Raw genomic sequence first — 13,013 nt, forward strand, 5'->3', positions numbered from 1 at the left:
CAGTCGTAAGGAGTACCTCGTGACCCAGCGCACCCTCGTCCTGCTCAAGCCCGACGCCGTCCGTCGTGGCCTGACCGGCGAGATCATCGGCCGTATCGAGCGCAAGGCCGGCTGGCAGATCACCGCGCTGGAGCTGCGCACCCTGGACCGCGCCACGCTGGAGCAGCACTACGGCGAGCACGTCGGCAAGCCCTTCTACGAGCCGCTGGTGGAGTTCATGTCCTCCGGCCCGGTCGTCGCGCTGATCGTCGAGGGCGAGCGGGTCATCGAGGGCGTGCGCGCGCTCGCCGGTCCGACGGACCCGATCGCCGCCGCGCCCGGCTCCATCCGCGGTGACTTCGGCGTGATCGTCCGCGAGAACCTGATCCACGCCTCCGACTCCGAGGAGTCCGCCGAGCGCGAGGTGAAGATCTTCTTCCCCGGCCGGGCATGAATCCCGGGCGGAGGTTTCGCCAATTTTTCTGAGGGGGCGTCAGCCGTATGCGGCGGCGCCTGACCAGGGACGGCCGTACATTTCCGGCCGTCCCTTGGCATATGCCTTGCCGATCGGGGGAACGCGTGCCTCCGATGGACCGTCTCCACAGGCGAGGCGGCCCGCCATCTGGTGACAATGGCGGAGACCCTCGCGCAGTGGCCGTGCAGGCGCGTTTACGATGGAAGCCTTCACGTCACAGCACCCGCCTCGCCGACCTGATATGCCCTCAAAAGCACAGGAAGGCCAGATGAATCCGGATGGGGAACTCAATGTCGTTCATCGGCCGTGACATGGCTGTCGACCTCGGGACCGCCAACACGCTGGTGTACGTCAGGGGTCGCGGGATCGTACTCAACGAGCCGTCCGTCGTCGCGATCAACACCAACACGGGTGGGATCCTCGCGGTCGGTGCCGAAGCGAAGAAGATGATCGGCCGGACGCCGGGCAACATCGTGGCCGTGCGTCCGCTGAAGGACGGCGTGATCGCCGACTTCGAGATCACCGAGCGGATGCTCCGCTACTTCATCCTGAAGATCCACAAGCGGCGGTATCTCGCCCGGCCGCGGGTCGTCGTCTGTGTGCCCTCGGGCATCACGGGCGTCGAGCGCCGCGCCGTGATCGAGGCGTCCACCCAGGCCGGCGCCCGCCAGGTGCACATCATCGAGGAGCCCATGGCCGCGGCCATCGGCTCCGGCCTGCCGGTCCACGAGGCCACGGGCAACATGGTGGTGGACATCGGCGGCGGCACCACGGAGGTCGCGGTCATCTCGCTCGGCGGCATCGTCACCGCCCAGTCCATCCGCGTCGCGGGCGACGAACTGGACAACGCGATCATCCAGTACATCAAGAAGGAGTACAGCCTTCTGCTGGGTGAGCGCACGGCCGAGCAGATCAAGATCACGATCGGTTCGGCGTACGACCTCGACGCTGACGAGCACACCGAAGTGCGCGGCCGGGACCTGGTGTCCGGGTTGCCCAAGACCGTCGTCATCTCGGCCGCCGAGGTCCGCAAGGCGATCGAGGAACCGGTCAACGCGATCGTGGACGCGGTCAAGACGACCCTCGACAAGTGCCCGCCGGAGCTGTCCGGCGACATCATGGACCGAGGAATCGTTCTGACCGGCGGCGGAGCCCTGCTGCGCGGCCTCGACGAGCGGCTGCGCCGGGAGACCGGCATGCCGATCCACATCGCCGAGGACCCGCTGGACAGCGTCGCGCTCGGTTCCGGCAAGTGCGTCGAGGAGTTCGAGGCGCTCCAGCAGGTGCTGGACGCGGCTCCGCGCAGATGACGCAACTCTTCGATTCCGCCGTACGAGACGTTCTCCTCTCGTGCGGCGGATCGTTGATATAGAGGCATAAGCTCCCACAAATGGGTCCCTTCGGTGTGCGTTTCGCGTACCGTGCCGGGTTCGCTACCGCGCCGCGCAGGGGCTCTTCGAATTCCTATCGAGGAAGGGCACGGCCGCCGCACGTGAGGGACACGAAAGAGAGCCGGCTGCTCCTGGTCCTGCTGATCGCCATCGCGTTCGCACTGATCACGGTGGATATCCGAGGGGGCCGGAACTCCCCGGTCGACGGCGCCCGGCAGGCCGCGGCCGCGGTGTTCGGGCCCGTCGAGAACGGGCTGTCCTCGGCGGTCGACCCCGTCGGCAACGCGGTCTCCGCGATCCGTGACTCCGGCAGCCGGCACAGCCGGCTGGCCGCGCTGGAGAAGGAGAACGCGGCCCTCAAGGCGAAGCTCGGCAGCGACGACCGCAACCGCAGCCGGCTGAACCAGCTCGACAAGATGCTGAAGATCGCGGGCGAGGGCCAGTACGGCATCAAGGGCGCCCAGGTCGTCGCCATAGGGTCGGCGCAGGGTTTCTCCTGGACCGTCACCATCGACGTCGGCGCCAACGACGGCATCAAGCGCGACATGACCGTGCTCAACGGGGACGGACTGGTCGGCCGTGTCACCACCGTCGGCCCGGACACCTCCACCGTGCTGCTCGCCAACGACCCCGACTTCACCGTCGGCACCCGCATGGAGGGCAGCGACGAACTCGGCTTCGCCTCCGGCCAGGGCGACCGCCCGCTGCGCGTGGAACTGCTCAACGGCAAGGCGGAGGTGCACAAGGGCGACCGGCTCGTCACCTTCGGCTCGCAGAACGACCGCCCGTTCGTGCCGGGTGTCCCGGTCGGCGTGGTCTCCCGGGTCGACCCCTCCGGCGGCGGCCTGACCCGCACCCTCTACGTCACCCCGTACGTCAGCTTCACCAAGCTCGACATCGTCGGTGTGGTCGTCGAGGCCCCGAAGAAGGACCCGCGGGACACCGTGCTCCCGGCCCAGTCCAAGCCGACCCCGACGCCGACCGTCACCGTCACGGTGACCCCCTCGGCCAACGCGACCGACTCGACCGGCCAGCAGCACTAGGAGCTGACTTCCCCATGCGCCTCAACCGGATCCTGCTCTCCAGCGCGCTGGTCGTCGTGGCCCTGGTGATCCAGGTGAGCGTCCTCGCCCGCCTGCATCTGCCGGGCGCCGTCCCCGACCTGCTGCTGCTCACCGTCCTCGGCCTCGCCATGGTGTACGGCCATGTCGGCGGCGCCCTCGTCGGCTTCGGCGCCGGCCTGCTCGCCGACCTCGCCCCGCCCGCCGACCACGCGGCCGGCCGCTACGCGCTCGTGCTGTGCGTCACCGGCTACTTCGCCGGCCTGATCAAGCCGGACCACGGCCGGCTGAAGTCGGCGACCGGTCCGATGGCCGTCGTGGTCGCCGCCGCGATCGGCTCCACGCTGCTGTACGCGGGCGTGGGCGCCCTGGTCGGGGACACCGCCGCCCGCCATGTCGGCCTGCCCGGCCTGCTCATCTCGGCCGCCCTGTACGACCTGCTGCTCGCCCCGTTCGTGGTCCCCGTGATCATGTGGCTGGCCCGCCGCTCCGACAACGACCCGCTGACCGAGTCCGGCCCCGCCGCCAAGGCCACGGACATCTCCTCCGGCTGGCTCTCCTCGGGCACCGGCCTGCGCATCGGCGACCAGCGCGGCGGCCTCGGCGCCCTGAAGGCCAAGGCCCGCACCCGCTCGGCCCGGGTCGGCCGGATCAAGGGGGTCAAGCGGCTGTGAGGGGTCAGGTCGCCGTGCCGCACGGTCAAGCACCTGTGGGGCCCGCGGAGTTCACCCGAACGGGTCAGCTTTCGCGGAACGCGGGTTCACAGGCTGGTCGTTCATCATTCGTACGCGCATCCGCATCAGTGCTCTGAGAGGGGGAGACAGCCGCAGTGACCAACATCCCCGAGACCGGTCGGACCCCACGGGTCCAGATCAGGCTCGTCGTGATCCAGATCCTCGTCCTCTCCCTCCTCGGCACCCTCGGCGGCCGCCTGTGGTATCTGCAGATCCGCGAGGGCGCGCAGTACCAGAAGGAGGCGTCGGGCAACCACGTCCAGCAGGTCGTCGACCCCGCCGTGCGCGGTGACATCCTGGACGCCCGGGGCGTGCCCCTCGCGGACAACGAGACCCGCCTGGTCGTCTCCGCCTCCCGCACCGACCTGCTCAAGCAGAAGGACGACGGCAAGGCCGTCCTCACCAAGCTGGCCGGCGTCCTCGGCATGAAGCCCGACGAGGTCATGCAGAAGGTCCGGCTGTGCGACGCGAAGACGCCCCAGCCGTGCTGGAACGGCTCGCCGTACCAGCCGATCCCGATCACCGACAAGGCCACACCCAAGCAGGCCCTGCAGATCCGCGAGGCCTCCGAGGACTTCCCCGGCATCAGCGCCGAGCCCGAGGCCGTGCGCCGCTATCCCGGCCCGGGCAACTCCAACACCGCGCAGGTGCTCGGCTATCTCTCGCCCGTCACCGACGCCGAGATCCAGAAGGCCAAGGACACCGACTCGCCCTATCTGCGCTCCGACATGGTCGGCCGCTCCGGCCTGGAGCGCGAGTACGACAAGGACCTGCGCGGCAAGGCCGGCGTGACCCGCTACGAGGTGGACAACCTCGGCCGGGTCATCGGCAAGGCCAAGTCCACCCCCTCCGAGTCGGGTTCCAATCTGGTCACCAGCATCGACTCCCGGGTGCAGCGCGTCGCCGAGTACGAGCTGGACAAGGCCATGAAGGCCGCCCGCCAGCAGTTCGACAAGAACACCGGTGAGAACTTCAAGGCCGACTCCGGTGCCGTCGTGGTGATGGAGGCCAAGACCGGCCGGATCGTCGCGATGGCCTCGGCGCCGACCTACGATCCGAACGTGTGGGTGGGCGGCATCTCCGCCAAGGACTACAAGGCCCTCACCGGCAAGGACTCCGACTACCCGCTGCTCAACAGGGCCATACAGGGTCAGGCAGCCCCCGGTTCGACGTTCAAGGTGGTCTCCACGGCCGCCGCGGTCAACGCCGGCTACGCCTGGGACGGCGGCTACCCCTGCACCAGCTCCTACTCCGTCGGCGGCCAGGTCTTCAAGAACTTCGAGGGCGAGAACTTCGGCGACATCTCCCTGGGCCGCGCCCTGGAGGTCTCCTGCGACACCGTCTTCTACGGCCTCGGCGACAACGAGTGGAAGAAGGACGGCGGCATCAACCCCAAGAAGGGCCAGCCGAAGGACTGGTTCTTCAAGACCGCCCACCAGTTCGGCCTCGGCAAGGAGACCGGCATCGACCTGCCCAACGAGGTCCGCGGCCGCGTCCCCGACCGCCAGTGGAAGCTCGACTACTGGAAGGCCAACAAGGACGCCTGGTGCAAGTCCGGCAAGAAGGACGGCAGTTACGTCGAGAAGATCGCCTACGAGAACTGCCTCGAAGGCAACAAGATGCGCGAGGGTGACGAGATCAACTACTCCATCGGCCAGGGCGACACACTCGTCACGCCGATCCAGGAGGCGATGATCTACGGCGCGGTCGCCAACGGCGGCACCGAGTACGTCCCGACGATCGGCAAGGCGATCATCAGCCCCGACGGCAAGACCGTCCAGGAGATCAAGCCCAAGGTGGCGCGCAAACTGCCGGTCACCCAGGCCACCCTCAAGGGCATGGACGACGCCTTCGCGGGCGTCATCACGCGCGGTACGGCGGCGTGGAAGTTCAACGGCTGGCCGCAGGATAAGATCACGCTGCACGGCAAGACCGGTACGGCGGAGGTCTACGGCAAGCAGACCACCGGCTGGCTGGCCACGTACTCCAAGGACTACTCGGTGATCATGACGATCTCCCAGGCCGGTACGGGTTCCGGGTCCGCCGGTGAGGCCGTGCGCAACATCTACAGCGCGCTCTACGGCGTCCAGGGAGACGGCTCCATCGACACCAGGAAGGCGCTGCTGCCCGAACCGCAGAAGACCCTGCCGAAGGTCCGCACGGACGGCACGATCGCCGCCCCGAAGATCACCGGCGACCCGGGCAAGGACGCCGAGGCCTCGCAGCAGAACAACCCCAGCAACGGCACCGACCAGCAGCCCGCCACCTCGCCCTCGCCCACGACGGGCAACCGCAACACCCGCAGGAGGCCACGCAGGATTCCCAGGCGCGGGAGCCGGAGGATGCCCTCATGACCGGCAACAGCTTCTCCGTCTCCGGGTACGGCCCGGCGCGGGCCGGCTGGACCAGGATCTTCGCCCGCGACTCGCTGGCCCGCCGGCTCGACTGGCCGATACTGCTGGCCGCCCTCGCGCTGTCCCTGCTGGGCTCGCTGCTGGTGTTCTCGGCGACCCGCAACCGCACGGAGATCAACCAGGGCGACCCGTACTACTTCCTCGAACGCCATCTGATGAACCTCGGCATCGGCTTCGCCCTGATGACCGCCACGATCTGGCTGGGCCACCGCGCCCTGCGCAACGCCGTGCCGGTCCTCTACGGCCTGTCGGTCCTGCTGGCGCTGGTGGTGCTCACCCCACTCGGCGCGACCATCAACGGCCAGCGCAACTGGATCGTGATCGGCGGCTTCTCGATCCAGCCCGCCGAGTTCCTCAAGATCGCGATCATCCTCGGCATGGCGATGCTGCTGGCCACACGGGTGGACGCGGGCGACAAGCCGTACCCGGACCACCGGACCGTGGCCCAGTCCCTGGGCCTCGCGGCCGTGCCCTGCCTGGTCCTGCTGCTCATGCCGGACCTCGGCTCGGTGCTCGCCATGGTGGCCATCATCCTGGGCGTCCTGCTCGCCTCCGGCGCCTCCAACCGCTGGGTCTTCGGCCTGCTCACCGTCGGCGTGGCCGGCTGCATCGCCATCTGGCAGCTGCACATCCTGGACCAGTACCAGATCAACCGCTTCGCCGCCTTCGCCAACCCGAACCTGGACCCGGCGGGCGTCGGCTACAACACCAATCAGGCCCGGATCGCCATCGGCTCCGGCGGCCTGATGGGGCAAGGCCTCTTCCACGGCTCGCAGACCACCGGCCAGTTCGTGCCGGAGCAGCAGACGGACTTCGTGTTCACGGTCGCCGGAGAGGAACTGGGCTTCGCCGGCGCGGGCCTGATCATCGCGCTGATCGGGCTCATCCTGTGGCGGGCCTGCCGCATCGCCCGCGACTCCACCGAGCTGTACGGCACGGTGGTGGCCGCCGGGATCGTCGCCTGGTTCGCCTTCCAGTCCTTCGAGAACATCGGCATGACCCTCGGCATCATGCCGGTCACCGGTCTGCCGCTGCCATTCGTGTCGTACGGCGGCTCGTCGATGTTCGCGGTGTGGGTGGCGGTGGGGCTGCTGCAGTCGATCAAGGTGCAGAGACCCATGTCCGCGTGAGGCCGTTCTCCGGGTCCTCGACCGGCGTTTTCTCGCCGTTCACCCGGAACGGCCCCTGCCGGATCGGCCCGCTTCGCACTAGATTCGGTTCATGGCGGATGAGAAACGCGAGATCGAGCGCAAGTACGAATCCGACGACAGCGGCCTGCCCGACCTGACCGGCGTCGGCGGAGTGACGGCCGTACTCGACAAGGGCGTGGTCGAACTCGACGCCACGTACTACGACACCGCCGACGAACGCCTGGCCGCCGACTCCCTCACCCTGCGCCGCCGCACCGGCGGCGCGGACGCCGGCTGGCATCTGAAGTTCCCGGTCGCCCCCGGAATCCGCGACGAGATCCGCGCCCCGCTCTCCGACACCGTCCCCGAGGAGATCGCCGCCCTGGTCCGCTCCCGCGTCCGGGACACCGAGCTGATTCCGCTGGTCCGCCTCCGCTCCGCCCGCGATGTGCGCCACCTGGTCGACGCCGACGGCGTGCTGCTGGCCGAGGCGAGCGTGGACGCCGTGACCGCCGAGCGGCTCGGCGGCAAGGGCGGTGCCGCCCAGTGGACCGAGATCGAGGTGGAGCTGGCCGACGGCGGCGACCCCGCCTTCCTGGACCTGGTGGAGAAGCGGCTGCGCAGAGCGGGCGTCCACCCCTCGCGCTCGCCGTCGAAGCTCGCCCGGGCCCTGGAGCAGACGGCCGGCCGCAAGCGCCGCAGGAAGGACAAGCCGACGCGGCCGGTGACGGCAGGCGACCACGTCCTCGCCTACCTCCGCGCCCAACGCGATGTGCTGGTCGAACTCGACCCCGCCGTCCGCCGTGACGTGCCCGACGCGGTGCACCGCATGCGGGTCGCCACCCGCCGCGCCCGCAGCACCCTGCGCAGCTTCCGCCCGGTCCTCGACCGGACCGTCACCGACCCCATCGGCGTGGAGCTGAAATGGCTCGCCGGCGAGCTGGGGGTCGGCCGCGACCAGGAAGTGCTGGCCGAGCGCCTGACGACCGCCCTCGACACCGTCCCGCCCGCCCTGATCACCGGCCCGGTCCGCGAACGCCTCGTGTCCTGGTCCGAGACCGGGCACGGCAGCGCGCAAAGCCATCTGGCCGGCGTCCTGGACTCACGCCGCTATCTGACCCTGCTGGACACACTGGACAGGCTCCTCGCCGACCCGCCGCTGCGGAAAGCGGGCGGCAAGCGGCCGGAGAAGGTGCTCGGCAAGGCCGTACGCAAGGACCTGGCGACCCTGTCCGCCCTGGTCGAGGAGGCCCTGGGTGCCCCACCCGGCAAGGAACGCGACGCCGCCGTGCACGAGGCCCGCAAGAAGGCCAAGCGCACCCGGTACGCGGCCGAGGCGGCGACGAAGGCCCTCGGCGAACCCGCCCGCGCGCTCACCGCGTCCATGAAGACCCTGACCACACTCCTCGGCGACCACCAGGACAGCGTCATGGCCCGCCTGACCCTGCTGGAGCTGTCCGCGGTGGCGCACGCGGCGGGGGAGAGCACGTTCACCTACGGGCTGCTGTACGGCAGGGAGGAGGCGCGGGCGGCGGCCGCGGAGGCGGAGCTGCCGGCGCTGTGGCGGGAGATCACGCAGCGGGCGTCCGGCTGAGCGTGCGGGTCTGCCCTCCGGGCGGGTTAGGCTTGATGGTCACCCCTGTCAGCTCACAAAGGTTCCCCCGATGTCTGTCGAGTCGGTGTTCCCGCAGCTCGAAGCCCTGCTCCCGCATGTGCAGAAGCCGATCCAGTACGTGGGCGGCGAGCTGAACTCCACCGTCAAGGAGTGGGACAGCTGCGACGTCCGCTGGGCCCTCATGTACCCGGACGCGTACGAGGTCGGCCTGCCCAACCAGGGCGTCATGATCCTCTACGAGGTGCTCAACGAGCAGGAGGGCGTCCTCGCCGAGCGCACCTACAGCGTGTGGCCGGACCTGGAGGCGCTGATGCGCGAGCACCGCGTCCCGCAGTTCACGGTCGACACCCACCGCCCGGTGAAGGCCTTCGACGTGTTCGGCCTGTCCTTCTCCACGGAGCTGGGCTACACCAACATGCTGACGGCGCTGGACCTGGCGGGCATCCCCCTGGAGTCCAAGGACCGCGGCCTCGACGACCCGATCGTCCTGGCGGGCGGCCACGCGGCCTTCAACCCCGAGCCGATCGCGGACTTCATCGACGCGGCGATCATCGGCGACGGCGAGCAGGCCGTCCTCGACATGACGAAGATCATCCGTGAGTGGAAGGCCGAAGGCCGCCCGGGCGGCCGCGAGGAGGTCCTCTTCCGCCTGGCGAGGACCGGCGGGGTCTACATCCCGGCGTTCTACGACGTCGAGTACCTGCCGGACGGCCGTATCGCCCGCGTCGTACCGAACAAGAGCGGTGTCCCCTGGCGGGTCAGCAAGCACACCGTGATGGACCTGGACGAGTGGCCGTACCCCAAGCAGCCCCTCGTCCCCCTGGCCGAGACGGTCCATGAGCGCATGTCGGTGGAGATCTTCCGCGGCTGCACGCGCGGCTGCCGCTTCTGCCAGGCGGGCATGATCACCCGCCCGGTGCGCGAGCGGTCGATCACGGGCATCGGCGAGATGGTCGACAAGGGCCTGAAGGCGACGGGCTTCGAGGAGGTGGGCCTCCTCTCCCTGTCCTCGGCGGACCACTCGGAGATCGGCGACATCGCCAAGGGCCTGGCGGACAGGTACGAGGACGACAAGATCGGCCTGTCTCTCCCCTCCACCCGGGTCGACGCGTTCAACGTCGACCTGGCCAACGAACTGACGCGCAACGGCCGCCGCTCCGGCCTGACCTTCGCTCCCGAAGGCGGCTCGGAGCGCATGCGCAAGGTCATCAACAAGATGGTCTCGGAAGAGGACCTCATCCGGACGGTCGCGACGGCCTACGGCAACGGCTGGCGCCAGGTGAAGCTGTACTTCATGTGCGGCCTCCCCACCGAGACCGACGACGACGTCCTCCAGATCGCCGACATGGCGACGCACGTCATCCAGAAGGGCCGCGAGGTCTCGGGCTCGAACGATATCCGCTGCACGGTCTCGATCGGCGGCTTCGTCCCCAAGCCCCACACTCCCTTCCAGTGGGCCCCGCAGCTCTCGGCGGAGGAGACGGACGCGCGCCTGGCCAAGCTCCGGGACAAGATTCGCGGCGACAAGAAGTACGGCCGCTCGATCGGCTTCCGCTACCACGACGGCAAGCCGGGCATCGTCGAAGGCCTCCTCTCCCGCGGCGACCGCCGCACCGGCGCGGTCATCCGCGCGGTCTACGACGACGGCGGCCGCTTCGACGGCTGGCGCGAGCACTTCTCCTACAACCGCTGGATGGCCTGCGCCGACAAGGCGCTGGCTCCGTTCGGCATCGACGTCGACTGGTACACCACCCGCGAGCGCAGCTACGAGGAGGTCCTGCCCTGGGACCACCTCGACTCCGGCCTGGACAAGGACTGGCTCTGGGAGGACTGGCAGGACGCCCTCGACGAGACAGAGGTCGAGGACTGCCGCTGGACGCCGTGCTTCGATTGTGGTGTCTGTCCGCAGATGGACACCCATATCCAGATCGGCCCCACAGGCAAGAAGCTGCTGCCGTTGACGGTCAAGAACGCCGGTCCGGCGCCGGCTTCGAGCGGTCACGCGCACTGAGGCGGGCGAGGCACTCGATCGGGTGACCGAGGCGCTGGCGGGGGTGAGCGAGGAGGAGGTGGCAGTTGCGCTGGCTGCGGTCGGCGCTTCTGTCCCTTGCTCGCCGGTGCCGATGGCGTCCTCTCGGACGCTGTTGCCGGGTCCTGGAAGTACCCCGTACATCGTTTTCGAGGCGGAGTGGGTCTGAGGGACATGCCGGCTTGCGGGAGGGGTCGACCCCCGAGCCTCCTTTCCTGATGGGATGAGGGCTCGTGGGTGTGCGGTGGCAGGGGCCGACTCGATTGGATCTGTAAGGCCTTCAACTCAGCTGAGTGACAACTGCTTGCACTGGATTCAAGCACCCGGTTGCGCTCTGCTCCGCCGGGTGGGCTCCCCCCGGCGCCGCTCCTGCGTCGGCCCGCTCCACCCCGACTGCGCCGACGCCCGCCCACACTTGGATGGGCCAAGGCCGTGCGGTCGACCACACCCGCTATCCGCCGAGCTGCTACGAGCCCTCCGCGGGGATCAGCCGGTGGCCGTCGGCATGCACGTCTTCGGACCACCCGGTACCGTCAATTACGCGCGTTCCGCCAAGATCGCCGCGGCGTCGCCCGGGGAGGCAGCCGTCGATTCGGCAGAGGAACAGGATCATATGGCAGAGCATGGCCTCCGTAACGGGGCGGCAGCTGCCGGGGCGGCGCTGGCCCTTCTGGCAGTACTCGGCCCGGTGTCGGCGGGCGCCGCATCACGGCACACCATTCCCGGCGATGTCACCGGGCCCGGCACGACCGACGCGTCCCGCTTCCTGCCGGGCCCCTGCCCCCGGACACCTGAACCGATCAAAGCGCTGACCACCGCCCGGTGCGGTGTCCTGGAGGTTCCGGAGAGCCGTGCACGTCCCAGGGGCCGGACCATCCGGCTGGCCGTGGCGGTCATCCCGGCCACCTCGGCGAAGCCGGCCCAGGACCCCGTCGTGTTCATGTCGGGCGGCCCCGGTGGCGAAACGTTCGGCGACATCCCTTTCCTGGTCGACTCCGGCCTGAACCGGGATCGCGACCTGATCATCATGGCCCAGCGCGGCAATCTGTACGACAAGCCCAACCTCGCCTGCCCGGAGCTGGACGGCTTCTACGCCAAGTCCGTGGGGCTTCCCTCCTATGCGCCGCAGACTGAACAGCTCATGCTCAAGGCGGTGAAGCGGTGCCGGGACCACCTGACGTCCGGCGGAATCGACCTGAGTGCCTACAACAGCACCGAGAACGCCGCCGACTTCGCCGACCTGCGCACGGCGCTCGGCATCAAGCAGTGGAACGTCTACGGCCACTCCTACGGCAGTGACCTGGCTACGACCTACCTGCGCCTGCACCTCCAGGGAATCCGCGCGGTGGCGCTCGACTCCTTCACCCCTCCGCAGTCCGTCTCCCTGCCGTTCGCCTGGGCCGGCGCCAAGGAAGGCCTCGACAACCTCTTCAAAGCCTGCGCAGCCGAGCCCCGCTGCAAGAGCCGCTACCCGAACCTCGCGCGCACCCTGAACGAGCAGGTGACCAAGCTGGAGGTCAAGCCCCTGACACTGAATGTCCGACCACCACAGGGCGGAGACCCCGTGAAGGTCGTCCTCGACGGCGGCGCACTGGTGAACGTGCTGGTCGCCAAGGCGATCCCGCTCGTAGATGTGCCGGCGGCGATCGAGGAACTCGGCCGCGGACATCCTGAGCGCTTCGCCCGGGCCCGCGCCTCCGGCTCGGTCCAGGTCGTCGGTCAGATGGCCTACGGTCTGACGAATTCGGTGGTGTGCAGTGAGTGGGTGCCGGGTCACCCGGCGTCCGACGTGTTGAACGCGGGCCGCCGGGCCTTCCCCGACTGGCCCGACTCCGTCCTGGCCCAGGCGCCTCAACTGACCTTCCAGAACCAGGTGTGCCGCCTCTGGAACGTCCCGGACCGCACCGCCACACAGCGGGTCGCTCCCGTCAGCTCGGTGCCGACGCTCTTTCTCAACGGGACGTTCGACATGAAGACCGGGGCGAGCTGGGCGCAGAAGACGGCCCGCACGCTGCCACGCTCGACGACCGTCGAGGTGCCCGGGATCGGGCACTGGGTGGTCCCGCAGTCGCCCTGCGCCCAGAAAGTGCTGGCATCCTTCTTCACCCGCCCGACCGCGCCCGACACCGGCTGCGTGGCGAGCCTGAGATGGGAACCGTTCACGATCACCCCGAAGTGACCGGGA

The 13,013-nt window shown here is 69.2% G+C and carries 9 protein-coding genes; all 9 read left to right on the forward strand.

The window, feature by feature from the left end:
• Positions 1–19: 19 nt before the first annotated feature.
• Positions 20–433, forward strand: a complete 414-nt coding sequence (gene ndk / locus O1G22_RS27965) for a nucleoside-diphosphate kinase (RefSeq protein ID WP_225100897.1) — start codon at positions 20–22, stop codon at positions 431–433.
• Positions 434–744: 311 nt separating this feature from the next.
• Positions 745–1,764 (forward strand): rod shape-determining protein, encoded by a 1,020-nt coding sequence (locus O1G22_RS27970; RefSeq protein ID WP_225100898.1) that lies wholly within the window; start codon positions 745–747, stop codon positions 1,762–1,764.
• Between the two features lie 182 nt (positions 1,765–1,946).
• Positions 1,947–2,888, forward strand: coding sequence for a rod shape-determining protein MreC (gene mreC / locus O1G22_RS27975; RefSeq protein ID WP_270083847.1), 942 nt, complete (start codon positions 1,947–1,949; stop codon positions 2,886–2,888).
• A gap of 14 nt (positions 2,889–2,902) precedes the next feature.
• Complete coding sequence (gene mreD / locus O1G22_RS27980; protein WP_270083848.1) at positions 2,903–3,580, forward strand: rod shape-determining protein MreD; 678 nt, start codon at positions 2,903–2,905, stop codon at positions 3,578–3,580.
• A 155-nt stretch (positions 3,581–3,735) separates the two neighbouring features.
• A complete protein-coding gene (gene mrdA, locus O1G22_RS27985; protein WP_270083849.1) occupies positions 3,736–5,994 on the forward strand; it encodes a penicillin-binding protein 2 in 2,259 nt (752 codons plus the stop codon).
• On the forward strand, positions 5,991–7,184 hold the full coding sequence (rodA, locus tag O1G22_RS27990) for a rod shape-determining protein RodA (protein ID WP_270083850.1): 1,194 nt from the start codon (positions 5,991–5,993) through the stop codon (positions 7,182–7,184). The genes mrdA and rodA overlap by 4 nt, the downstream gene beginning before the upstream one ends.
• A 91-nt stretch (positions 7,185–7,275) precedes the next feature.
• Complete coding sequence (locus O1G22_RS27995) at positions 7,276–8,778, forward strand: CYTH and CHAD domain-containing protein (protein WP_270083851.1); 1,503 nt, start codon at positions 7,276–7,278, stop codon at positions 8,776–8,778.
• A gap of 70 nt (positions 8,779–8,848) precedes the next feature.
• Positions 8,849–10,810: a TIGR03960 family B12-binding radical SAM protein gene (locus O1G22_RS28000; RefSeq protein WP_270083852.1), complete on the forward strand. Its 1,962-nt coding sequence runs from the start codon at positions 8,849–8,851 to the stop codon at positions 10,808–10,810.
• Between the two features lie 511 nt (positions 10,811–11,321).
• Positions 11,322–13,007, forward strand: coding sequence for an alpha/beta fold hydrolase (locus tag O1G22_RS28005; protein WP_270083853.1), 1,686 nt, complete (start codon positions 11,322–11,324; stop codon positions 13,005–13,007).
• Positions 13,008–13,013 lie beyond the last annotated feature (6 nt).

It is taken from the genome of Streptomyces camelliae (assembly GCF_027625935.1).
GTDB lineage: Bacteria > Actinomycetota > Actinomycetes > Streptomycetales > Streptomycetaceae > Streptomyces > Streptomyces camelliae.

What these genes read in the sequence shown, in the direction of transcription:
- mreD (WP_270083848.1), top strand. Translation starts at nt 2,903, where the DNA reads ATGCGCCTCAACCGGATCCTGCTCTCCAGCGCGCTGGTCGTCGTGGCC.
- O1G22_RS27970 (WP_225100898.1), top strand. Translation starts at nt 745, where the DNA reads ATGTCGTTCATCGGCCGTGACATGGCTGTCGACCTCGGGACCGCCAAC.
- O1G22_RS27995 (WP_270083851.1), top strand. Translation starts at nt 7,276, where the DNA reads ATGGCGGATGAGAAACGCGAGATCGAGCGCAAGTACGAATCCGACGAC.
- rodA (WP_270083850.1), top strand. Translation starts at nt 5,991, where the DNA reads ATGACCGGCAACAGCTTCTCCGTCTCCGGGTACGGCCCGGCGCGGGCC.
- O1G22_RS28000 (WP_270083852.1), top strand. Translation starts at nt 8,849, where the DNA reads ATGTCTGTCGAGTCGGTGTTCCCGCAGCTCGAAGCCCTGCTCCCGCAT.